This window comes from Coraliomargarita algicola, from assembly GCF_033878955.1.
In the GTDB taxonomy this organism is placed as follows: Bacteria; Verrucomicrobiota; Verrucomicrobiia; order Opitutales; family Coraliomargaritaceae; genus Thalassobacterium; species Thalassobacterium algicola.
The window spans coordinates 582346-603637 of the sequence record NZ_CP138858.1 but is presented as its reverse complement, the minus strand read 5'-3'; the positions used below and the strand labels follow the sequence as shown (position 1 = coordinate 603637).

The following is a 21292-nucleotide window of genomic DNA, read 5'->3' as shown; positions in this document are numbered from 1 at the left end:
CTGCGGCCTGCGTCACCATTCGGCAAGCTCATGACCTCAGACAAGTGACGCCCCTATGTCTGATGATTTCTTGCTTGAGACTTACCACTTGCAGGATTTCTGATTTAACCTACATTTATAGCTTATGGAATTAATTGAGCGCATTACAATCGAGTCTGGGAAGTGTGGAGGACGCCCTTGCATCCGTGGCTACCGCTTGCGTGTCAGTGACATACTCGCCTTGATTGCTGCCGGTGCAAGTAATGAGGAAATTCTCGAAGATTATCCATTCCTTGAGGCTGATGATATTGTGGCTGCCCTTACGTATGCGGCACGTCAAACCGATCGCGTAGTCATCGCCGGAGCTGCATGAAGTTTCTTATAGATGTCCAATTGCCGGGGACACTCGCGCGTTGGTTACGAGGCCGAGATTATGATGCGGTTCACGCCTTAGAGCGTGATTTGGGACGAGTCGACGATTTGACTTTGTGGAATCTCGCCATCGAAGAATAACGAATCATGATCAGCAAGGACGAGGACTTTTTTATCCTCGCCATGCGCCCCAAAGATACAGGTCGTCTACTTTGGCTTCGTCTAGGTAACTGTCGCACTCGCGATTTGCTCACAATGCTCAATCAAAGATGGAGCGACATCGAAAACGCATTCTCACAAGAGCAGCGAGTCGTCGAGGTTCGTTAAGAAGCTCTCAAGCAGAGCAATGACATTGGCGAGATTGAAGCCCTCGCCAATCCCGCCATGCTGGATCAGTTGCTCAAGAAGCTGATCGATGAAGGGTAGGGAACATCGTTCCGAGCGCAGCGACGAGACCGGGCGCAACGCGAACCGGACCACGTTGAACTTCGAACATCGAACATCGAACGTCGTATATTGAAAGGGTATAAACTCTCCTCCTTGGTTAAGGAGGAGTCTCGGCTTGCCGAGGAGGTGGTTCGTCAGTCGTAAGTAGGGGCGGACTTGTTTTTTATGCCCTCGGGTGCACGCCCGCGTCGTGCGAGTTACATCGCGCTGGCTACTGATCCTATGTAGGGGCTTCACTTGTGAAGACCGCAGCGGGCACGGCTTGATTCTCAGCGGAGAAACGGGTCATGTCATTACCTTTGTGGTTGCGTGCGGTGCAGCACCGAAGCTGTTGTTGAGGAATTAGTGATAATAGAAGGGCGATTCATCATTAAAATGGCAGCTTGCCGCGTCTGAGTGTAACGGTCGAGTGTTTTGTTTGTGGATGTTAAAACGATGATCTCGTTGGGAGCCTCTGATTTTATCCTCTAGTGTCGCTGTGCCAAAATAGCTTTCAATCTTGGCAGACCATTAGCGATTCGGCGGTTTGGACATATTTTGTGAGGCGGGGCGCTTCTTTGCGTAAGGCGCGGAAATCGCACTCGACTTGGATGCCGTGCCAGAAGTCTTCTGACTGTTTGAAAAACGCCCCGAAGCGGATCGACATTTGCGGCGTGATTGAGCGTTTACCGTGCACAATTTCATTGATTGCCCGTGGGGCAACTCCAATTGCGCGTGCCATAGCGTTTTGTGAAATGCCCATTGGTTCTAGGTATTCTTCAAGTAAGATTTCTCCCGGTGTGATCGGCGGATTCATGGGGTGTAACGTATGACGTTATAGGGGCATTGTCAATGATAGTCTTGAATTTGGACGTCTGCAGGTCCTTGTTCTGTCCAGCGAAAGACAATGCGCCATAGCCTGTTAATTCGAATGGAATGAAATCCAATTAAACTACCTTTGAGTGCCTCCAGACGGTTCCCTGGCGGCACCGATAGATCCGCGAGGTCACTGGCTCGGTTCATTTGAATGAGCTTCCGCAGGGCAATGCGACCGATCGCAGCAAACCTTCGATTCTTCTCCGTCTGGAAAAGCACTTGTGTGTCGGCGTCTGCGAAAGATTGAATCATATCGAACCCTAAATATTAGCGAACGGTGTAAACGAAAAACTTATCGATTGAATGAGTCAATCCATGGTTTGAGAGGCAGCGTGTCGCGTCTGAGTTTAACCTCTCACGGAGCAAGAATGAGGGGCTGAAAAACAGGTCATGTAATTACCTTTGTGGTGGGTTATTGACTTAGTTCTTGATGGGCTGCGCTATTGACGTAGTTTTGCTAAATGCTTCTCATCGAAACACCGATTTATACGAAGCAAGCCAGCGGTGGGCATGGGAACGTCGTTCGGAGCGAAGCAACAAGACCGGGCGCAACGCGAGTAGGACCACGTTCAATGCCAAACGATGAAAAATGTATTTTAACCGCCCGTTCCCTGCGCTCACTCGAGTTCGCGGAGGGCGCAAAGGAGTTAGATGCGTTCAACTGGCGGGGCCACCATCGATCGCAAGTAGACCACAAATGTAATGAGCTGCCCCGTTTTGAACGCTGTGAGGCGTTTGACGCCACTGATTTGTGAAGTGTCGTAGCGTGCAGATTTATCAAACGTTCAGAGGCCTTCGCCGCATCCTCTTCAGTTTTTGCGGGGTAACCCGCTGCTATGCTCTAGCTTCTACGACGACTATTTCTCCCATGCAAATTTTTGGAAGGGCGCGTCCACTGGAGTTGCCGCAATGTGATTCACGTAGTTGCTCATCACTTTTTGTGAAAGACCTAGCACGATTTCGAACAACTGACGTTGTGCATAGCCCGCATCATAGAATCGCTGGGTTTCTTCCTCAGTGATCTGTCCGCGACCTCGCACCATGGCGAGCGTCGTGTCGTGCAAGACTTGAAGCTTTTCATTGGGCATTGCGGTGCGGTTTCTGAGTGCTTCTGTTATTGCGGAATCCACGCCCATCGAATTCGCAATGAAGCTGTGAGCCGGCACGCAGTAGTGGCACTCGTGCTCCACGTTGATCGTCTGCCATACAACCGTGAGCTCATCCTTGTCGAAGGACGAATTTTGAAACAACTTGTGTAGCACTTGGTAGCCTTCCAATAGCCCCGGGGCCTCTGCCATGACGGCATGTAGGTTCGGAATCATTCCGAAGGCTTTGATGGATCCTTCGAGTAGCGCTTTGCTAGCTTCAGGTGCAGTCTCAAGTGTATGTAGTGTGATATTGTTCATTATTTTGTATGTTTTCGTTTTTGGTGATTAAGAATGTTGATTTGAATGAATACGAGTAGACCAGTCGTCTACTTATTCCGTAAAAAGAGGGAATCTATATTTTTCGTGCTAAACGCTCGCGGATGATAGCGACTGCATGGCGCAGGGGAGCGACATCGCGGATGATGGCAGTGCGCTGCTGTGCGCCTGCCCAGAGATCGAGGATGAACTGTGCTTCAGATTCTGTATTCAGTTCTTGGGATAGGTATTGTTTGGAGACTGCTTCGTCTACGACTTCTTTGAAGATCGCAATCATTTCGCCAAAGCCATCGGCCAGCGCCTCGCGCATGCTCTCGCTGGTGTTGACAACTTCGATGGCCACCTTTTGCAGCAAGCAAGGGCACTTGCAACCTCCATCGTGAATGTCTTCGATCCCTGCGTTGAGCATGAAAACCAGGCGTTCGACCGGGTTTTCTGAGATCTCAAGATTCGCGAGGATTTGATGGCGCTTGCTGTTCGCTTGCTTGGAGTAGTGGCGTAGCACCTCGACACCAAACTGTTCCTTGGACTTGAAATAGTGGTAAAACGAGCCCTTGGGCACATTCACCGCAGAGAGTAATTGATTCAGCCCCACTGAGTGAAAACTCCGTTCCAGCATGATCTCAACCCCCGCATCTAGAATACGCTCTCTGGTGTCTTGTTCGCTCATTTGAATGCACTAATTAGACCAGTCGTCTAGTTTGTCAATTCAAAGAGCGATTTTTAGCGGAACAAGAGGCGAGGAGGGAAAGCCAATCGTAGGAAATTCGGGCAGCTCTGCTGGCATTCGATAGCCGTCCACTTCGCTTCATCAAAGATGCTGCGATCGTTACGATTCATGACCTGCACGCGTTACAAACTCAGCGAGCATCGTGAGAATCTCAGCACAAGGGGAATGACATGACATCTTTCGAACTTCCGTCAGTATTTTTTGAGGCATTTTTTGTTAAGGTTCATCTTCCATTCAGTTGGAGAGTGTTATTGTTCCGCCTCTTTCATTGGGTTGTGAGACCAGATTGGCGGTTTTCACGGCTTTCATCATTACCGTAAAAGATGTATCAGAAAATGTACATAATTCATTGTTTATCAATTGAATCATACGCTAAGCGTATGATCCTTGGGAGTGTTGCTGTGTTGTTGAGTAGCGTGTTTGCAGATGCCGCGGTGCTGTATCTCGGCGATTATACCGACTCTACAGCCAAAGTTGCGATTGCTCCTGAAGTATCAGATATCGGTTCTCTCTCTATTGATGGAGAATCAAGTATAAGCACCACTGACCGTATTGTAATCGGTCAGAATGGATTTGGTGAGGCGTTTATGGACGATGAGGCGCAATTTGTATCAGATAAGTTTTTTGTCGGACAAAATGAATTTGGTGAGGGGGAACTTACGGCTTTGGGGCAGTCGTCAATTAGTGCTGTAGATATATATGTTGCGTATGAAACCGGATCGGAGGGTACAATTACGCTCTTGGAAGCAGCGAGCGTGAGCGCCAGTTATAATTTGATCATCGGTAACGCGAGCAAAGGCAGTTTAATCATGGGTGATAACAGTCAAGCTGAAGCCACCGCGTCTATCTTTATTGGTCCTAATGGGAGTGGGACGCTGGAAGCTGATGGATATGCTAGTTTTATTTCTGAGCAGTTTACGATCGCATCAGGCAATAGCGGCACTGGGGTCGTAAACTTGAGTGAAAATGTAACTGTAACAGCGCGCGAGGATGTTAAAATTGGGGTCAATGGTTCAGCAGTTATGAACCTATCAGATAATGTAAAGATCGATGCTACAGATGATGTTTATATAGGTTATTCTGGCGAGGGAGAATGGAATGTGACCGGCTCGGCGATTGTTACCGCTGGCGATGATATCACATTGGGGCGGAATTCCGGTTCCAGAGGTGTGGCTACTATTAGTGACAACGCGAGTGTGAGTAGTGGGTATTTTATTGTCGGTGATGAGGGATATGGCGAAGTGCATGTTTCAGACAACGCTACTTTGAATGTGTCGCAGGGAGCGTATATTGGCTTGTTTGAGGAGGGGAGCCTCTCGTTCTTCTCTGGAGGGACGGGGCAATTCGATTCTGTGAATTTGGGCTATGAAGGCGGAGTGGGGACACTCAGTGTGGACGGTGTGAATACGGTGGTTGGCGTGTCTAATTCTATTATCGTCGGGTGGGGCGTTGAGGACGAAGGTGCAGTCGGGAACATTAATTTAGGGCGTGGTGGTCGTATCGAGATTGATGAGACTGGTTTGGGGATTTCCTTCGCACTAGAGCAATACGATGTTGCTAACATCAGCTTTACGATTGGCGACAACGGTGCTGGCGTTGTGGATTCAGGAACCATTTCAACGCCAAACTTAGGCCTAGGCACCGTTTATAACTCGTATACGGAGGCCTTTACTGAGACACTGGGAACTGTGACACTATCTATTCTTTTAGATGAAGGAACCGCGCTGTCGAAGGGAGATACGTTTGTCCTAATTGAGTACGGGATGTGGGATGGGCATACTTTTGATAATGTTAGTAATGGATCCACGCTAACGGTGGATGATTACATTTTTATGATTAAATATGATGATCAGATTTCTGATGGTCTAAGGGCAATAACCGCAACGGTAATTCCGGAGCCGACCAACTTTGCGCTTTGGGTGAGCTGGGGCATTGTTAGCCTAGTTATGGCAGGCAGGAGGCTAAACACGAGGCATGTCATTACCTTTGTGGTGTGTCATTGACTTAGTCCTCGACGAGCTGTGCCAAGGACGTAGTTTAAGCGCATGCTTTTCATCGAAACACCGATTTATACGAAGCAAACCAGCGGTGGGGATGGGAACATCGAACGTCCAACATCGAACGTCCAACGTCCAACATCCAACGTCCAATTATGAATGTCAGGACGCGTTGCATAAAGGATAGGATGTGCTCGCTTTTAATTATGAGATCAAAGTGAATCTAGGAACGAACACCCCATAGAAAGTTGATTTATGAAGAAATTGTTGAAGATCTCCTTAGCTTTGCTTTTGCCGTCTACTGTGCTCGTGAGTGCTGCGCACAATGTTCCGTTTGATTGGGATACCGTTCCTGTCTATGCCCATTTGGCAAATATGTCGGATGATTTTACTCCGGAACAACTGGATTTTCTCGCTGAAAATTTCGATTTAATCACGATTGAAAAAGGTCACGCCAAGCGGAAGCACGGCAGCACAGAAAAGGGGTTCGCGCTTGCCGTGGAAGAAATAAAAAAGCGCAACCCGGAGGCGAAGGTGCTGTTCTACTGGAATTCCACCATAAAGATCGGCGGGTATGATGCGATCGATGATTTTCCGCCGGGCGGCGAACTGCTCAGTAAGGACGGGGAACTTCTGCGTATTTTCAACAGCACGTTCAGTGATCTGTCACAGCCGGAGGTCCAGCGTTGGTGGTCGGACACAGCCAGCAGAGCCGTTCACGAATTGGGGGCTGACGGTGTGTTTATCGATGCCATCGGCAAGTTTAGTAATCATAGTCGGCGCAAGGTGTTGACGCCCGAAAAGATCGAAGCGTTGAACAATGGGCTCTGCGCGATGGTTGAGGAGACGCGTCGCCAAGTTGGCTCATCTAGCATTCTCATTCAGAACGGTGTTTCAATGGACCCTGAGAATGTCGGTGCCAGACTCTTACAGGTGACGGATGGCGCCATGAAAGAGCATTTTGTCAGCGCCAAACCTGGCAAGAAAGAGGCACTGGCCGAGGATATTGAGGTGCTACAGGCCATTGCCAAGTCTGGTAAGCTGTTAGCGATCAAAGCATGGCCTGGCTTTGATTGGCGGGATCAAGAAATTATGCAGAAATCGCGCGAGGAACGTGTGCAAATGGCTCGCGCAGCTATCACATTCCCGTTGGCCTGCTATCTACTGGTCGCGGAACCATATTCATATTTCTGTTATACATGGAGCTATCAGGGGAATGATACCGGCACCTTTGTCACGTATCCGGAATTTGATAAACCCTTGGGGCCCCCGATGGGGGATGCGCAGCGTAATGGCTGGAAGTATACACGTGACTTCGTGCACGCTTCGGTCTTTGTCGACTTGGACACCTGGTCCGCGAGCATTGATTGGAAATAAACCTGCCGCCTTGTTGCAGCCTGCTGAGCGAAGCGGATGCCCCGTTTGAGTCGGTCAAGTTATATGCCATCACTACAGATGGTGTGTGAGCCTGAGGAGGGAGTCGGTGGATTTTCCAGAGTTCGTTGATTGCGTTCGTCAGTTTATGGCTTTTTGTGTCGTGTTTTTTTGATTATGACACGAGGAGGAACCATTAAACGACGGGTTCGGCAGCTGGGGCTGCTGGGGCGACTTTGGCGCAAATGTAAACTGATGCTCTTACTTTTTGTAGTGGCGACCGTTATTTTTGGTTTCTGGTATTCGAAGCAAGATGAGGGGGTGCAGCGGCGTTCGCAGGAGATTGCAATTGCAGGCTTAGACTTTCTGATCGAACTGAAACAGACGAATGGTGATGTGGATGAAATCTTGAACTGGGTAATTTCGCAAATGCCAGCTTCTTTAGGCAATGTGGTGTCTGTGGGTGATATCGAGGGGGCGGATTGTTATACTTTTGCGGGGGTGCCTGTGAGTGATCGGCCGGTCAAAATTTTAAAGAACGAGGGCTACCTGGTCGGTTACAATGAGTCATTGCGAAATCCGGATTGGGTCGCCTATCGTCTGCAGCGTAATGAAAACGTAAATACGTCGGAGAGGCCTGAGAGTTTTGATGTTGATCGACGCACGCGCGCGCGGGTGGATCATTATGCCTATAGTAATTCAGGTTATGATCGCGGGCACATGGCTCCGAATTATGCGATCGACATGGTCTTTGGGGAGCGTGCACAGAAAGAGACTTTTTTGATGAGCAATATCGTACCTCAGCGGCCTGAACTCAATCAAGGGCCCTGGAAGGAGTTGGAGCAAATGGTGGCTAAACGTTATCTGCGAGACTACGGAGAGGTCTGGGTGCTCACCGGGCCAATCTATGATGCTTCAAGCCGGCAGTTGAGTAGTGGTGTGGTGATTCCGGCGGCGTTCTTCAAAATTATCGTGGACGTGGTGGAGCCGGATGGTCTGCGTGCATTGGCCGTCATTATGGAGCAGGGCATGGATCCTGAAGGAAAGTTAGCCGCGTCTTTGGTGACAATCGATGCTGTGGAAGCTGCTACTGGTATGGATTTTTTATCTGCGCTCGACGACTCGGTGGAAGCCGTTATCGAAGCCGACTTGGCAAAGCGTTTGTGGTAGCGGTGGAGAGGCTGTTTTTGGGGGGAGAGTCATCGCATGACGTTTGCCGTTTTTTTGGGGGGCGTATTCTGGGATTTAATTGCAGAATGATTGTAGAGCAAAATGATTTTTTCTTATCTATACTGGGCATTGCGGAGCTGACTGAGCGTGAAATGTGGTGTGTCCGCTTATACCCGCGGGGTGCTTGTGGACTCTGGTGGTTCGAATATGAGCGCGGTTAAGATTAAATGGTGTGGGGGAGGATCTTTTGTCTTCAATGATCGACGGATTTGCTTGCCTGACCTCTTTACCAAAACATAGTAGCCGCCCGATGACTCATTACGATACTGGCATTCTGCCACATTTTGAAAAACTGCTGAATTTGATGCTTTAGACATGCTCTTAATTTCGCGGGTTATAAAAATGGGTGACAAATGCTAATTTTTACTTGCCTTTTTCGTTGTTGAAGTCGCTGCTTGTCAGGTAGATGCGGGTGTAGCTCAGTTGGATAGAGCATCGGTTTTCTAAACCGACGGTCCTGGGTTCGAATCCCAGCGCCCGTACCACTTGTAGAGCAAGCACTTGCCGCGTCGCGGAACTGGCGACGGACGGGGGCGCCCAGCGTGGTGCTCTGCATCTTATGAGCTGTTTTGTGTATCGGTCAGCGCTGCGCGCGGAGTGGGCCGAGCGAGGGGGCAACCCGGCTACGTTTTAATGTGCTGCTGGACTTGGGCCGCAGTGGATTTGAATATTTTATAAAGTTCGGCTTCCAATGACTGGGAAACTTGTGTCATAAGTCTTCGTTCGTTGTTTGGATGCAGCTTTTCTACTTGTAAAACCTTTTATCATGATACGCACGCTTGGACGCTTGGCACTTGGTGTAGTCTTTGAGATGGGAGAAATCTCTCTCTTTGGCTTGGGGGCTCTGCGTGGTTTTTTCGTGCAGCGTGGGCGTTTGGCTAAGTTGACGCTGGCGATTCATGAAATCGGGGTGCGTTGCTTGCCGATTGTCGCGACGGTGGGCTTGTTTACGGGCTTGGTGATGGGGCTGCAGCTTTATTACACCTTGGTGAAATTTGGTGCGGAGTCGGCGCTGGGCACTGCGGTGGCGCTTTCCCTGATACGTGAGTTGGGGCCGGTATTAACTGCCTTGATGGTGGTGGGGCAGGCGGGTTCTGCCATGGCTTCGGAGCTGGGAATACAGCGTAATGATGAGCAGATTGATGCTTTGCAGACTATGAGTATCGATCCTTTGGGATTTTTGGTGGGGCCGCGTTTGGTGGCGACTTTGATTTGTTTCCCGATTTTGACTGCAGTTTTTGATTTAATCGGGATCTTCGGGGGCTATTTGACGGGCTCGGTGCTGTTGCATTTGGATGCGGGCGTGTATTGGAATCGTGTCTTTGAAAGTGTGACTTGGGCCGACGTGCAGGGTGGTTATATCAAGGCGCTGGTTTTTGGGCTGTTAACGATATCGATTTGTGCCTATCGGGGATTTAATACGCACCGTAAGGCGTCCTATCCCGGGGTGCGGGGTGTTAGTGAATCGGCGACACGTGCGGTGGTTTGGTCCAGTGTGACAGTGTTGGCTGCGGACTATTTAATTACTTCTTTTCTTCTCTAGTATGGATGCCTTTCTAAAAATTCGCGGTCTTAAGAAGCACTTTGGCGATAAGCATGTGCTGGACGGGGTCGATTTGGACGTCGCAGCGGCATCGGTGACGACGATCATAGGCAAGAGTGGTATCGGTAAGTCGGTGCTCTTAAAGTGTATTGCGAACTTGCTGAGGGCAGATGCAGGTACGATTGAGCTGGAGGGCAAAGCGATTGCGCACAGTCGTCGACGTGCGAATAGTGATGGGGGCGTATCGTTTAGTTATATGTTTCAGAACAATGCGTTGTTTGATTCGTTGACTGCCTTTGATAATGTGGCCTTGCCCTTGCGGGAGGCGAGCCGACTGGGGCGAGCTGAGGTGAAGCAGCGAGTGGATGAAATGTTGGGGCATCTGGAGCTGAGTGATTCGGCGGACCGTTTTCCCGGGGAACTTTCCGGGGGGATGAAGAAGCGGGTGGCTTTGGGACGAGCCTTGATCACCAAGCCACAGCTTGTGCTCTTCGATGAGCCTACGACTGGGCTGGACCCGGAGCGTAAGTTCAGTGTGTTTGAGATGATTGCGGACTATCGTGAGCGTTTTGGATTTACGGCTTTATTGGTGAGTCATGATATTCCCGAGGTATTTGAGATTAGCGACCGGGTGGCTTGGCTGGACGGGGGGAAGATACAATTTTTTGGTCAACCAGAGGATTTGAATTCGGATGCGACGTTGGCGCTTTCCGGATTTCTTAGCAAGGCTAATTATGGCCGAAAATCATCTGCATCGCATGGAGGTGCGCAGTAATTTATGAATAATCGAACCATTGAATTTTTCGTGGGCTGTTTTGTGCTCCTGGGGCTGATCGCAGTGCTTTACTTAGCGATTCAGGTGGGTGGCGCTCGTTTTTTTGGCAGTGATAGTTACACGATCACCGCTCGTTTCAGCAGTGCGAGTGGTGTGAATGCGGGCAGCCGTGTTGAGATCGCCGGGGTGCGCGTGGGCACTGTTAAACAGGTGGTCTTGAATGAGCGCTTCGATGCGATTGTGACGATCGAGTTACCTAATTCGCTGGAGTTGGACGAAGACACCATTGCTTCGATCAAAACCGCAGGCCTGATTGGGGACCGCTACATTAACTTATCGCCGGGCGGGGGCATGCCGATGGAGCCTGGCTACGAGATTGTCGATACGGAGTCGGCCCTTGATATCGAAAGCTTGATTAGCCGATTTGCGCTCGGAGGTATTGACGAGCAGTCAGATTAGACTTACCCACACTCTTATGCGACATTATTTATATAAGGCAATTTTACTGCTGGGTCTGATTTTGGGAATGGCGAGCGCGCCTGTCTCGGCTGAAGAAGCGCAGCGTGCCAAGCTACAAGGGACCATTGATGCGGCGCTGGATGTGATTTATGCGGACTGTTGTGCGAGTCTATCTGACGAAGCGAAACAGGCCAAAGTGCGTCAAGTGATTGAGGCGAGTTATGATCTGGATGTGATCATCCGGCGCGCGATCGGCCGTAATTGGAATTTGATGACTGCGGGCGAGCAAGCTCAGGTTCTGGATTTGATTAAGCAGTTGGTGCTTAAGGCTTATGTTAAAGGTTTAAATGGTAAAAAACGGCCTAAAGTGACCTTGGGAGAGGTTACTTCGACCTCGTCGACGCGGATGGAGATTCAGTCGACGATCGTATTGGATGATAAGACTTTATATGTGCTTTACCGTCTGCGTGAAATGGACTCCGGTTGGCAGATTTACGACATTGTCGCAGAGAACGTGAGCGTTGTTTCGAATTATCGGGAGCAATTAGATGATCATTTCCGTAAGGGCAGCGGCGCAGAACTGATTACTCGACTTAAAGAACTACTCCAAAAAGATGAGATCAATGAAGACACCAAAATCTAAATCCTGCTTGGTTGGGGCTACATTGCTAGGCCTGGTATGTGTGCACACGCTCTCGGCACAGGGCAAGTTGTCTGACGAAGACTTCTACAATGAAGATGTCACCACGAGCTCCAGTATCTATGATCCACTGGAGGCGGTGAATCGTTACACCTTCGAGTTTAATGACTTCGTTTACATGAATGTGCTGCAGCCGGTGGTGGATGGCTACACTGCGATCACACCCGATCCGATTGAGCGGGGGGCGAGCAATTTTTTCGATAATTTAAAGTATCCGGTGCGTCTGGCGGGCAACTTACTGCAGGGCCGATTGAAGGGTGCTTGGGTGGAAACCGGGCGTTTTGCGATTAATTCCACCATGGGGATCGGGGGGATTATGACACCCGCAGATTCAGTGAACGGCTTTGAGCCGATCAAGCCCGAGGATGTGGGGCAAGCTTTGGGCGCATGGGGCATCGCTGAAGGGCCATACTTGGTCTTGCCTTTGCTGGGGCCTTCGAACTTGCGTGACCTAGGTGGTTTGATTGGTGACCGTTCAGTCAATCCTTTGAAGGAGCCCTTCAGCTTGATTGACGATTGGAACTGGGAGTGGCGTTTAGCGCTTTCGGGCACCGAGTTTATTGCGAAGAGTCCTGAGATTATGCAGCGTTACAAGCAATTTAAGGGCAGTGCCATTGACCCATATAGTTCGATGAAGAATGGCTACACCCAGTATCGCCGTGGGGTGATCGCAGAGTAGATTATTTCTTGATGATTCCCAGTCAAACTGCGCAAGCTATCGGCATTTACTGCCATGTGCCTTTTTGTGCCTCGACTTGTGATTTTTGTGCATTTTACCAAGAGAAGCCACGTCGTGGGGATTTGGATCGTTACCTTGCAGCAATGGAGCTGGAGTTTGCGCAGCTGCCTCAGGATCGTGCAGTTGATACGATATTTTGGGGCGGTGGCACGCCAGGCTTATTGGCGGCTAAAGATCTGGAGCGGCTCGGACGCTCCCTATTAGAGCGTCTGGGACAGCCGCCTGTAGAGTGGACAATTGAAATGGCTCCATCGACGGTGAAGGCGGATAAGCTGGAGGTGCTGCGTGATCTCGGGGTGACGCGCATTTCGATGGGCGTGCAAAGCTTTGACCCCAAGTTGCTCGAATCGTTGGGACGTCTGCACAATCCAAAGCAAATTTACACAGCCTGGGAGCGCGTGCAGGCCGCAGGGTTTGCGCAGGCAAATCTTGATCTGATGTTTGCGATTCCGAATCAGAGTATTGAGCAATGGGAGGCGGACATACGCGAAGCAGCTCGACTTGGCCCTTCACATCTTTCCACCTATTGCCTGACTTTCGAGGAGGATACCGCTCTCTATGTGAAACTTTCGCAGGGCAAGGTATCAATCGATGAGGATAAAGAGCTGCGCTTCTATGAGCGTGGGTGGGAGTTGCTAGCTGAGCTTGGTTACCAGCAGTATGAGATCTCTAATTTTGCACAGCAGGGCGCGGAGTGTCTCCATAATATGAATACGTGGCGCATGCACGAGTGGGTCGGCTGTGGTCCTTCGGCGGCTAGTCAATATGGGGGAGAGCGCTATCAACGTCCGGCCAATCTTGATGAGTGGTGTCGTGCTATGGAGTCCAGGCAGTGGCCGAAAAATGAGCGTGTCGAGCTCGATCACGATCTGCTGATGGCCGATGCGGTTATCTTTGGTCTACGCATGAATCAAGGTGTCGATTTGCAGCTGATTAGTGAGCGATTTGATCATGCGAGCAATCGTTTGGACTTGGAAGCGAAACTGAAGTCTTTCGAAGGTGAAGGGCTGTTACGGTCGCAGGGCAGTCATTATGCTCTGACTCACCGTGGGCGTCTTGTCTGTGATGCCATTGGTAGTGCCTTGCTGGAAGTGTAGTGGGCGCTTTGGCAATGTTTAGCAGTTTGCTGAGACTTTGTTGTGGCGAATCACTCCTGGATTTCTGTTTCAACCTGACAAATTTGCGCGAGCGCGGTCGATGTGTGATTGGGGCCCATCGAGTGTCGATCAGTAGGCGTGACTGGCGTCACATCGCTAGTTGAGAATATGAGGCTGTAGCTGTAAGAGGTGTTTCTCAGCTTTTCTCTCAATCTTGCGCTTAGTCGTAGCGGCGGCGCAAATTGGTGGGTAAAATGCCGAGTTCCTCTCGGTATTTAGCGACGGTGCGGCGGGCGATTTTAATGTCTTTGGCTTTGAGCTTATCTACGATCTTTTGGTCGCTGAAAGGTTTGGCCGGGCTTTCTTCTTCGATGATTTGGCTGATCATATCTTTAATGGTCTTATTGGAGACAGATTCGCCGTTGCCAGCCTTGTAGCCAGGAGTGAAGAAATATTTGAAAGCGAAGACGCCGTGGGGCGTGCGAATGTATTTATTCGCGATGGCGCGACTCACGGTGGTTTCGTGTACGCCCACGGTTTCCGCGATTGTGTTCATTGTGAGTGGGCGCAATTTAGAGACGCCGACCTCGAAAAACTCGTTTTGAAATTTGAGTATTTCACGGGTGATGCGTTCGATGGTTTGCTGGCGTTGTTCGATTGAATTGATCAGGAACTTGCCGGAGCGCATACGTTCGAGCATGAATTCTTTTTCCTGTTTGCTGAGCGTGCCTTTGGCTAGCATTTCCTTGTAGGTATTGCTAATGCGCAGACGTGGGATGTAGTCGCTATTGAGGACGACTTGCCATTCGTCGTATTCGTCTTGGTAGACGGTTACGTCGGGCTGAATGACGCTGTTGCTATCGGGACTGAAGCGTTTGCCCGGGGCGGGTTCAAGTGTCGAGATCTCTTCGATCGCATCTTGAATGTCTTCGGGATTGGCGCCGGTCTTGCGCTTGAGCTCTGGCACGCGACGGCGAACCAGGAGGTCGAAATGTTCGCGTAGAATTTTCGCTGCCAATGAGTCACCACGGCCGCGTAGTTCGAGTTGAGTGGCGAGGCAGTCTTCCAGGTTTTCGGTTCCGATGCCGGGTGGGTCGAAGGTTTTGAGGGTGGCAGCTGCGCTGGTTACTGTGCCGTAGGGGATACGTGTCGTGAGCGCGATATTTGAAATGGTTTCGGTTAGGTAGCCATTGTCATCCAAGCTGCCGATCAGATAGAGTAGCGCTTCGAGTTCTTGCTCGCTGCAGTCCGTGAGCTCGGCTTGGCCAATTAAGTGCTGTTGGAGTGAAACGTTTTCGGTCAACGAATTTAAGAAAAAATCGCGTCGCTCGTCGTCTTCTGAAGTGTGGGATTGGGCGTTGTTTTCCTGAGAATAATGCTCGCGCATTTCCTCGCTCATTTTTTCGAGGGCGCTGAAATCCTCTGCGTTGAAGTCGAGTTCTTCATCGGCTTCACGTTCGTTTTCGTTATTTGACTCTCGATGTTCTTCGACACTAATGCTGTCGATCGGTAGTTCTTCAAGTAGCGGGTTGGCTTGTAGCTCTTCCAGAATCGAAGTGCGTAGCTCGACAGCGGGTGCCTGCAGAATCTTCAACGAATTGCGCAGTTGTGGCGCTAAGACGAGTGATTGCGTTTGCTTCTGTACTTGTTGAAACCCCTGTGAACTCATAGTGTGAGCGATTGATTGCGTTAATCAGATTCGTTTTGTTCTAGGCCGGGGGTCGTGCCTGTTTTCCATCTCTCTGATGCGGTTTCGCCATCCTCATTGAAGAGGTCTAGCATGTAGGCGGCCAGCTTTTCGTTTGTGGGGCCGTAGCCGTCGCCGTATAAAAACATTTCTAAGGCTGTGAGCATTGCTTGGGCGCTTTGGTAGCGCTTCTCGCGGTCGCGCTTAAAGGCGCGCTGGAGAATATCATCCAAGCGTGGGTCGATCTCGCTGCGTAATTCCGTGAAATCGGGAATGCTGAGCTCCAGTATATTCTTGCGGGTGGCTTCCTCGCGATTGGCCTCAAAAATATTCTCTCCTAGTAGAAGTTCGGAGAGGAGAATGGCGCAGCTAAATAGATCGGCGCGTGCGTCGGTAATCTCGCGGCGAGCTTGTTCGGGCGAGAGATATTCATCCTTACCAGCAATGACTTCGCCTTCTTCATTGTACATCAAATCGAAAGCTTTGGCGATTCCAAAGTCGGTTAGCTTGACGTCGCCTTCACGTGCCAGCATGATGTTGCGCGGATTGACGTCGCGATGCACGATCCCGAGGTTTCGGCCTGATTTATCGCAGCGTTGATGGGCGTGTGAAAGTCCGCGGCAGATGCGAGAAACAATAAAAGCAGCCAGGTCCGTCGGGACCAACTGATTGGTTTCGCGATGGCGTACGATAAAGTCTTCGAGTGTGATCCCGTCGACGTACTCCATCGTCATGAAGTATTGGCCACTGATTTCGCCTAAATGGTAGGTTTGTACGATGTTGGTGTGGATCAAGTCTGCCACCAGGCGAGCTTCACCTACAAAATTGCTGCGAAATTCTTCAATTTTTGAGTATTCTTCGCGGATTAATTTGACCGCGACGCGCTTTACAAACTTGCCCGCACCTTTTTGTTCTGCTTCATAGACAATGCCCATACCGCCTTCGGCGATGACTCGCACGAGTTTGAAATGTAGCTCATTGAATATGTGTTTAATGTGACTCACTTCGCGCATCTAATGCTGAAAAATCTGATTTCGCAAGCGGATTTGTTGATCTAGCATGAAAAATGCTAATACGAAGTTGTCTATATGTTCCAGATTGAGTGAATTTTTCTCAAATAAGTATATAGAGCCAGACGATAAGACTTATGGTCAGGGTGAGTCCTAGTGCGGCCCAGAGTCCGCTGCGTGCGCCGCTGCGTTCATCGAATTGGCATTGCGAGCTGATCGGCAGCGTGGCGCGTTTCGTTAAGACGCGTCCGAGCTTGGCAGAAATTAAGGTGCGTCCATTGACGGCCCAGCCCGAAGCGTCGAGTAGGGGAGCGAGTGTGCGTTTGCGAATTTTGAGCCACGCGATCACCATTGAAGGCAGCGAGATCATGAGAATGACTCCCAGGATGACCAGGGGGAGCTCCCACCAGGTCAATGCTTTCATGGTATTAAAGAGTGAGGCGAGTCCTGCGCCAAACGCGCCGAGTGCGATACCTCCGGCGGCGAGCATGGTGGCGACACCGCCGATGGCTGGTGTGTTTTTGGACTCCGTGTTGTTGGGCTCGCTTGCAATGGAGTCGACGCCTGTTTCCATTTGTTTTTGCATCGCCTTGTCCCGTGTCACGGCCCATTTCTCGATTTTTTCGCCGATAAAGCGACCGACCCTGACATAGGGCATGAGGAAGGCTTCGTGAATACTGATTGGGTTTTCAATTAAGCGGACGATAGTTGTATCCCAAAGCAGGCCTTTGCGATCGCGAAAGACACCGTTGCGTCCAACGATTAAATTGGAAGAGTCGCCTGCAGAGAAGACGGCGGCGATGTGGAATTTAGTGGGCGAGTCTTTGCGGCGGCATTCACAGTAGGCGACAAATGCGCGCGAGAGTGTGGCTAATACGGCATGCTTGGTTGGGTCGTCGACCCGCAGACAAAGGCGGCACTCACGACCGTCCAGGTAGAGCTCACCGGCCTGAAAAATGGCGGAGACTTGTTCGTCGTAGAATTCGGAAAAATTAACGAAATTCCTGAGCAGTTGAATCAAGTCGCGGTGATAACGTGCCAGTTTTTCAACGCTATCAATCGCTTTCATTTCGGGGGCCAGTCGGGCGTCTTCTTCTAGTAGAGCATAGATTTTTTCGCGTAAGTTGGAGGCCAATAGAGCGCGCACACGTTTGATTTTTAGCTTTTCGATGCCAGTTTCTGGTTTGGATTGTCGCCATAGCCGGTAGGCTTCGAAGCGTGTTTTGACAGCTTGCCATTCTTCGATTTCCAGTGTGTCTCCAGGGCCGATGCCGAGTGGACGGATGACCTTGTCGCAGAGGGTGCGCATACGTGTGCGCCACTCTGGGTTAATCCCCTGCAGGATGGGGACCGTTGAGCTGGGCGATACACGTGCCAGCGGTAAGGCTTCAATGTCCTTACGGGGTAGTGAGAAGTCTGTATTTGCGATCTCCGTATAAAGCGAGACTCCGGGGTTGAGTGGTGTTTCCGCGCGCTGATCAAAGGCAGCGAGTTGGCAACGGGCAAAGAAGTCATCGATCTTTTTTTCTACTGCGATGAAGTGCTTGAATGCATCGGGGGTGGCGTCGCCGAGTGGAAACACATCTTCCCCTTGTGCGGTGTCGACTTCACCTTGCCGCCACCAAATTTCGTAGCTGTTCATTTGTTCAAAGAAGGCGTCCAGCTTGGCTTTGGTGATGCCGGGCTCACCACTGCGGTCGATTTCTGCGCCCAGGCAATCCATGATCTCTGCGATGAGAGTTTGGATTTCAGGATCGTTGCTGGCGTCTTTGGCGATGACGCCGTCACCGTTGAGCCGCGACTTACCATAAATTTGTTCGGTGTTGGCGGCTTGGTCGACGGAGATTGTCGGCGCATCGGGGACGCCCATATTGGCTAGTATACGCTTGGCAGATGCCAGCAATTTTTCGCCTTCGGGATCGTCGCAGTTGATGGCGGCTAGCGGTAGTTCGCCTCCTTGGAAGAGGGACTCCGGGTTAGATAAACGTGCGAGTGTCCATTGCACTGCGGTTAGCATTTCTTCAATGCGCACGCGTCCATCGGCATCGTGGTCGATGAGCGTGAGTGTGCGGCGATCGATTTCGAGATCGTTCACCGGGCAGCTGAGGGCCACCCAGAGCTTCGGGTCCAGTGTGCTGAGTGCGCGCAGGTCTTCGACGGTATCGAGTTGCACTTGGAAAATGCCGCCTCGGCGTGTGAAATTCCAAGAGTGTTGCCCGCTAAAGCTCGGTATTATATTCATATCTAACGGAGAGAAAAAGAAATTTGGTGGCTGAATTCAAACTTTAACAGAGGCTGAGCTCATGTGAGGACGGGCATGTTACAAGGGTGTTATAAATGCTTGGTTTTTAAACAAGATATGCTTATGTTGTTGTTTTCTGTTGTCGCTGGTGCGGCGACTTTTAACCCAAACAATAAAAAAACTATGTCAAAGATTGAACTTGTCGAAGCGCTCCAGAAGGAGCTTGGTCTAGAAAGTAAAGCGGAGGCAACACGCACATTGGATGCCGTCGGAGCGGTATACCTGAAGGTGCTCAAAAAGGCCGCTAAAGCCGTGAAAAAACCTAAGAAGGGCGAAGCCGCTGTGAAGCCATCGGTAGTGGCTCCATTGCCAGGAGTGGGTAATTTTTACTTGGGTGCCTCTGCGCCTCGTAAAGGGCGTAATCCACTGGATGGATCTTCGGTCAATGTGAAAGCTAAGAAGAAGATCTCTTTCAAGGCGTCGCCATCAATTGCAGCTAAACTTTAAACATCGCTCGGGCGATGTTTTCAAGCTTCACGTTTTGTGCGTGAAGCTTTTTTTATGCCTGACTCGTCTACTACTGTGAGTTGGAGAACCCGCTAGGATGCATTTGGCAAAATGTTATGAATCATTTAAAAACAGATATAAATTCGTCCGGAACTGAAGCATCGGAGGCGCTTTATCTTTCGATCGATGGTGGTGGTAGTAAGACTGAGGCCGTCGCATTCCGAGCGAATGGGCAAGTGGTGGCGCACGTTTTGTTGAATCGTTCGCTCAACCCAAACGGGGCGGAGGTGGCTGCGCTGCAGGTTTTACAACAGGTTTATGATGAGTTACATGCTCACATTTCTATGGACTCTGTGGCTGGGATTTTCGTGGGGCTGGCCGGGGGATCGAATCCAGAAATCACGGCTCGATTTGAGTCGCTGGTCACGAGGGTTTTTCACTGCTCGCAGCGTGTGCAGGTCATGCACGATGCGCTTGGAGCGCTTTGGAGTGGAGGCGTTGAAATGCCTGCTTTGGTATTAATCGCAGGCACCGGCACAGTTGTTTACGGTATGGATGCTCAAGGGCGAGAATTGAGAGTCGGCGGTTGGGGATACCTGATTGGTGATGCGGGCGGGGGCTATGATATAGGTCGACGTGCTTTGCAAGCGGTGATGGCTGCCCATGATGGTGTTGGGGAGGCGACGAGTCTGACGGAACGGGTTTTCCAATTATGCGGTGTAGAGTCGGCTCCTGACTTAATTCCACAGGTCTATCGCGAAGGTAAAAAATGTATCTCTAGATTGGCGCCACTGGTCTGTGTGGCAGCGAGTGAAGGAGATCCTGTTGCGATTCAAATTGTTTCTGATGTTGCCGCGGCCCTTGCGCAGTTGCTGGGTGATGCCTATTCGATTGTATCTAAAGGAGCCACAGCAAGTGGGCCGATCTCAGTGGTTCTGGTCGGCGGAATGTGGCGTTCGCCTGAGATTCGCCGAGCATTTAAGGCGCAGTTGTTGGATCAGGATTTAGACGATGCAGTGAATTGCATTTTCCCAAAGCTTCCGCCGGTTTATGGCGGAGCCCGTTTTTTGATGCGTCAATTGGGACGGCAGGACGAAGTTGCATTCGGGCTTCGTTTTGAGCAGACCTTTATCGAATCGACACGATTGACAGAGGTCGACAGCAGCGCGCAGTCTGTATCCAAGTCAGTGCCAAACGCAGCACCACCAGGATTGAATCTTGCAATTCTTGGCACCGAGGCGGGGGACCCGGCGTTGAATGAGTTGGATACCATGGATTCGTTGGAAATCGTTCAATTGATAGCCAAGTCCAATCAGCAAGCTGTCATTGCGGTTTCTATGGCGGCCGAGAGTATCGCTGCGGCGATTGAAGGAATCTTTCCGCGTTTAGTTGCGGGGGGGCGTCTCTTTTATGTTGGTGCTGGTACGAGTGGACGGCTCGGGGTGTTAGATGCTTCCGAGTGTCCGCCAACATTCGGTGTGCCGTTTGAGACAGTGCAAGGCGTGATCGCCGGGGGAGACTCTGCGCTCATGTATCCGGCGGAGGGGGCTGAAGATGATGCTGCTCAAGGAGGACGCGATCTACTGCTTCGAGGATTAACCGACCGGGATGTCGTCGTGGCGATTGCTGCGAGTGGACGTACTCCCTATTGTATCGGAGCGCTTCAGGTGGCCCGAAAAGTGGGGGCATTGACTGTCTCATTGTCCTGTAATCAAGCAGCTGCTTTGAGTGATTGGGCAGAGTTTCCCATCGAGGTGGCTACCGGTGCCGAGATTATTGCTGGCTCGACCCGAATGAAAGCCGGGACGGCACAAAAGATTGTTCTCAATATGCTCACAACCACAGTTATGATTCGAATGGGAAAGGTGTATGCAGGCCACATGGTGGATATGATTGCCTCGAATCAGAAACTTAAATTACGCGCGCGACGCATCGTGATGCAAGCTGGTGCTTTGAATAGTGAGGCTGCGGCGACACAACTTTTGGAGCAGGCGGAAGGGAATATGAAAGTCGCCATCGTGATGGCGCGTACTGGCATCGATGCCAAATGCGCACAGCAACTACTTGCGACGCATGGTGGCTATGTGCGCCCAGCGATTCAAGCGCAGCGTGTGCGGTGACTGGG

General features: G+C 50.7%; 19 protein-coding genes, 1 tRNA gene and 1 pseudogene. 14 read left to right on the top strand and 7 right to left on the bottom strand.

The window, feature by feature from the left end; translation table 11 throughout:
• The first annotated feature begins 124 nt into the window (after positions 1–124).
• Together SH580_RS02375 and SH580_RS21945 are read left to right on the top strand one after the other, a co-directional pair.
• Positions 125–352 carry a DUF433 domain-containing protein gene (locus SH580_RS02375; protein ID WP_319833407.1) on the top strand — a complete coding sequence of 76 codons (228 nt, stop codon included), beginning with the start codon at positions 125–127 and terminating at the stop codon, positions 350–352.
• Positions 349–678: pseudogene (locus tag SH580_RS21945) on the top strand (DUF5615 family PIN-like protein). Before SH580_RS02375 ends, SH580_RS21945 begins: the two are co-directional and overlap by 4 nt.
• 613 nt (positions 679–1291) lie before the next feature.
• Here the strand turns inward: SH580_RS21945 and SH580_RS02360 are convergent.
• From SH580_RS02360 to SH580_RS02345, 4 genes are all read right to left on the bottom strand, one after another.
• Positions 1292–1594 carry a HigA family addiction module antitoxin gene (locus tag SH580_RS02360; protein WP_319833404.1) on the bottom strand — a complete coding sequence of 101 codons (303 nt, stop codon included), beginning with the start codon at positions 1592–1594 and terminating at the stop codon, positions 1292–1294.
• 32 nt (positions 1595–1626) lie between these two features.
• Positions 1627–1905, bottom strand: a complete 279-nt coding sequence (locus SH580_RS02355) for a type II toxin-antitoxin system RelE/ParE family toxin (protein ID WP_319833403.1) — start codon at positions 1903–1905, stop codon at positions 1627–1629.
• Positions 1906–2510: 605 nt separating this feature from the next.
• Positions 2511–3059, bottom strand: coding sequence for a carboxymuconolactone decarboxylase family protein (locus SH580_RS02350; protein ID WP_319833402.1), 549 nt, complete (start codon positions 3057–3059; stop codon positions 2511–2513).
• 94 nt (positions 3060–3153) lie between these two features.
• Positions 3154–3747 (bottom strand): TetR/AcrR family transcriptional regulator, encoded by a 594-nt coding sequence (locus tag SH580_RS02345; protein ID WP_319833401.1) that lies wholly within the window; start codon positions 3745–3747, stop codon positions 3154–3156.
• Between the two features lie 383 nt (positions 3748–4130).
• Here SH580_RS02345 and SH580_RS02340 point away from each other — a divergent pair, with 383 nt between their 5' ends.
• From SH580_RS02340 to hemW, 10 genes are all read left to right on the top strand, one after another.
• Positions 4131–5810 carry a hypothetical protein gene (locus SH580_RS02340; protein ID WP_319833400.1) on the top strand — a complete coding sequence of 560 codons (1680 nt, stop codon included), beginning with the start codon at positions 4131–4133 and terminating at the stop codon, positions 5808–5810.
• Positions 5811–6059: 249 nt separating this feature from the next.
• Positions 6060–7181 carry a putative glycoside hydrolase gene (locus SH580_RS02335; RefSeq protein ID WP_319833399.1) on the top strand — a complete coding sequence of 374 codons (1122 nt, stop codon included), beginning with the start codon at positions 6060–6062 and terminating at the stop codon, positions 7179–7181.
• A gap of 174 nt (positions 7182–7355) precedes the next feature.
• Complete coding sequence (locus SH580_RS02330) at positions 7356–8348, top strand: DNA/RNA non-specific endonuclease (protein ID WP_319833398.1); 993 nt, start codon at positions 7356–7358, stop codon at positions 8346–8348.
• A 468-nt stretch (positions 8349–8816) separates the two neighbouring features.
• Positions 8817–8893 (top strand) — tRNA-Arg (locus SH580_RS02325).
• Positions 8894–9174: 281 nt separating this feature from the next.
• Positions 9175–9951 carry an MlaE family ABC transporter permease gene (locus SH580_RS02320; protein WP_319833397.1) on the top strand — a complete coding sequence of 259 codons (777 nt, stop codon included), beginning with the start codon at positions 9175–9177 and terminating at the stop codon, positions 9949–9951.
• A 1-nt stretch (position 9952) separates the two neighbouring features.
• Positions 9953–10726, top strand: a complete 774-nt coding sequence (locus tag SH580_RS02315) for an ABC transporter ATP-binding protein (RefSeq protein ID WP_319833396.1) — start codon at positions 9953–9955, stop codon at positions 10724–10726.
• A gap of 3 nt (positions 10727–10729) precedes the next feature.
• The gene (mlaD, locus tag SH580_RS02310) at positions 10730–11185 is read left to right on the top strand and encodes an outer membrane lipid asymmetry maintenance protein MlaD (RefSeq protein WP_319833395.1); all 456 of its coding nucleotides are present in this window, start codon (positions 10730–10732) and stop codon (positions 11183–11185) included.
• A 16-nt stretch (positions 11186–11201) separates the two neighbouring features.
• Entirely contained in the window at positions 11202–11828 is a 627-nt protein-coding gene (locus SH580_RS02305) for an MlaC/ttg2D family ABC transporter substrate-binding protein (protein WP_319833394.1), read from the top strand.
• Positions 11809–12564, top strand: a complete 756-nt coding sequence (locus SH580_RS02300; protein ID WP_319833393.1) for an MlaA family lipoprotein — start codon at positions 11809–11811, stop codon at positions 12562–12564. The genes SH580_RS02305 and SH580_RS02300 overlap by 20 nt, the downstream gene beginning before the upstream one ends.
• 11 nt (positions 12565–12575) lie before the next feature.
• A complete protein-coding gene (hemW, locus tag SH580_RS02295; RefSeq protein ID WP_319833392.1) occupies positions 12576–13721 on the top strand; it encodes a radical SAM family heme chaperone HemW in 1146 nt (381 codons plus the stop codon).
• Positions 13722–13941: 220 nt separating this feature from the next.
• Here the strand turns inward: hemW and rpoN are convergent, their stop codons facing one another.
• The 3 genes from rpoN to SH580_RS02280 all read right to left on the bottom strand — a co-directional run bounded on the left by rpoN (position 13942) and on the right by SH580_RS02280 (position 18660).
• Positions 13942–15390 carry an RNA polymerase factor sigma-54 gene (gene rpoN / locus SH580_RS02290; protein WP_319833391.1) on the bottom strand — a complete coding sequence of 483 codons (1449 nt, stop codon included), beginning with the start codon at positions 15388–15390 and terminating at the stop codon, positions 13942–13944.
• 20 nt (positions 15391–15410) lie between these two features.
• On the bottom strand, positions 15411–16412 hold the full coding sequence (locus tag SH580_RS02285; RefSeq protein ID WP_319833390.1) for a serine/threonine protein kinase: 1002 nt from the start codon (positions 16410–16412) through the stop codon (positions 15411–15413).
• Positions 16413–16521: 109 nt separating this feature from the next.
• Positions 16522–18660 (bottom strand): hypothetical protein, encoded by a 2139-nt coding sequence (locus SH580_RS02280; RefSeq protein ID WP_319833389.1) that lies wholly within the window; start codon positions 18658–18660, stop codon positions 16522–16524.
• 183 nt (positions 18661–18843) lie between these two features.
• On the opposite strand from SH580_RS02280, the gene SH580_RS02275 reads away from it, so the two are divergent.
• Together SH580_RS02275 and murQ are read left to right on the top strand one after the other, a co-directional pair.
• Positions 18844–19167: an HU family DNA-binding protein gene (locus SH580_RS02275; protein ID WP_319833388.1), complete on the top strand. Its 324-nt coding sequence runs from the start codon at positions 18844–18846 to the stop codon at positions 19165–19167.
• A gap of 116 nt (positions 19168–19283) precedes the next feature.
• Positions 19284–21287, top strand: a complete 2004-nt coding sequence (gene murQ / locus SH580_RS02270) for an N-acetylmuramic acid 6-phosphate etherase (protein ID WP_319833387.1) — start codon at positions 19284–19286, stop codon at positions 21285–21287.
• Positions 21288–21292 lie beyond the last annotated feature (5 nt).

Bases quoted from the DNA above. Each gene is read 5' to 3' on its own strand.
- SH580_RS02375 (WP_319833407.1), top strand. From the start codon at position 125: ATGGAATTAATTGAGCGCATTACAATCGAGTCTGGGAAGTGTGGAGGA.
- SH580_RS02360 (WP_319833404.1), bottom strand. From the start codon at position 1,594: ATGAATCCGCCGATCACACCGGGAGAAATCTTACTTGAAGAATACCTA.
- SH580_RS02355 (WP_319833403.1), bottom strand. From the start codon at position 1,905: ATGATTCAATCTTTCGCAGACGCCGACACACAAGTGCTTTTCCAGACG.
- SH580_RS02350 (WP_319833402.1), bottom strand. From the start codon at position 3,059: ATGAACAATATCACACTACATACACTTGAGACTGCACCTGAAGCTAGC.
- SH580_RS02345 (WP_319833401.1), bottom strand. From the start codon at position 3,747: ATGAGCGAACAAGACACCAGAGAGCGTATTCTAGATGCGGGGGTTGAG.
- SH580_RS02340 (WP_319833400.1), top strand. From the start codon at position 4,131: ATGTATCAGAAAATGTACATAATTCATTGTTTATCAATTGAATCATAC.
- SH580_RS02335 (WP_319833399.1), top strand. From the start codon at position 6,060: ATGAAGAAATTGTTGAAGATCTCCTTAGCTTTGCTTTTGCCGTCTACT.
- SH580_RS02330 (WP_319833398.1), top strand. From the start codon at position 7,356: ATGACACGAGGAGGAACCATTAAACGACGGGTTCGGCAGCTGGGGCTG.
- SH580_RS02320 (WP_319833397.1), top strand. From the start codon at position 9,175: ATGATACGCACGCTTGGACGCTTGGCACTTGGTGTAGTCTTTGAGATG.
- SH580_RS02315 (WP_319833396.1), top strand. From the start codon at position 9,953: ATGGATGCCTTTCTAAAAATTCGCGGTCTTAAGAAGCACTTTGGCGAT.
- mlaD (WP_319833395.1), top strand. From the start codon at position 10,730: ATGAATAATCGAACCATTGAATTTTTCGTGGGCTGTTTTGTGCTCCTG.
- SH580_RS02305 (WP_319833394.1), top strand. From the start codon at position 11,202: ATGCGACATTATTTATATAAGGCAATTTTACTGCTGGGTCTGATTTTG.
- SH580_RS02300 (WP_319833393.1), top strand. From the start codon at position 11,809: ATGAAGACACCAAAATCTAAATCCTGCTTGGTTGGGGCTACATTGCTA.
- hemW (WP_319833392.1), top strand. From the start codon at position 12,576: ATGATTCCCAGTCAAACTGCGCAAGCTATCGGCATTTACTGCCATGTG.
- rpoN (WP_319833391.1), bottom strand. From the start codon at position 15,390: ATGAGTTCACAGGGGTTTCAACAAGTACAGAAGCAAACGCAATCACTC.
- SH580_RS02280 (WP_319833389.1), bottom strand. From the start codon at position 18,660: ATGAATATAATACCGAGCTTTAGCGGGCAACACTCTTGGAATTTCACA.
- SH580_RS02275 (WP_319833388.1), top strand. From the start codon at position 18,844: ATGTCAAAGATTGAACTTGTCGAAGCGCTCCAGAAGGAGCTTGGTCTA.
- murQ (WP_319833387.1), top strand. From the start codon at position 19,284: ATGAATCATTTAAAAACAGATATAAATTCGTCCGGAACTGAAGCATCG.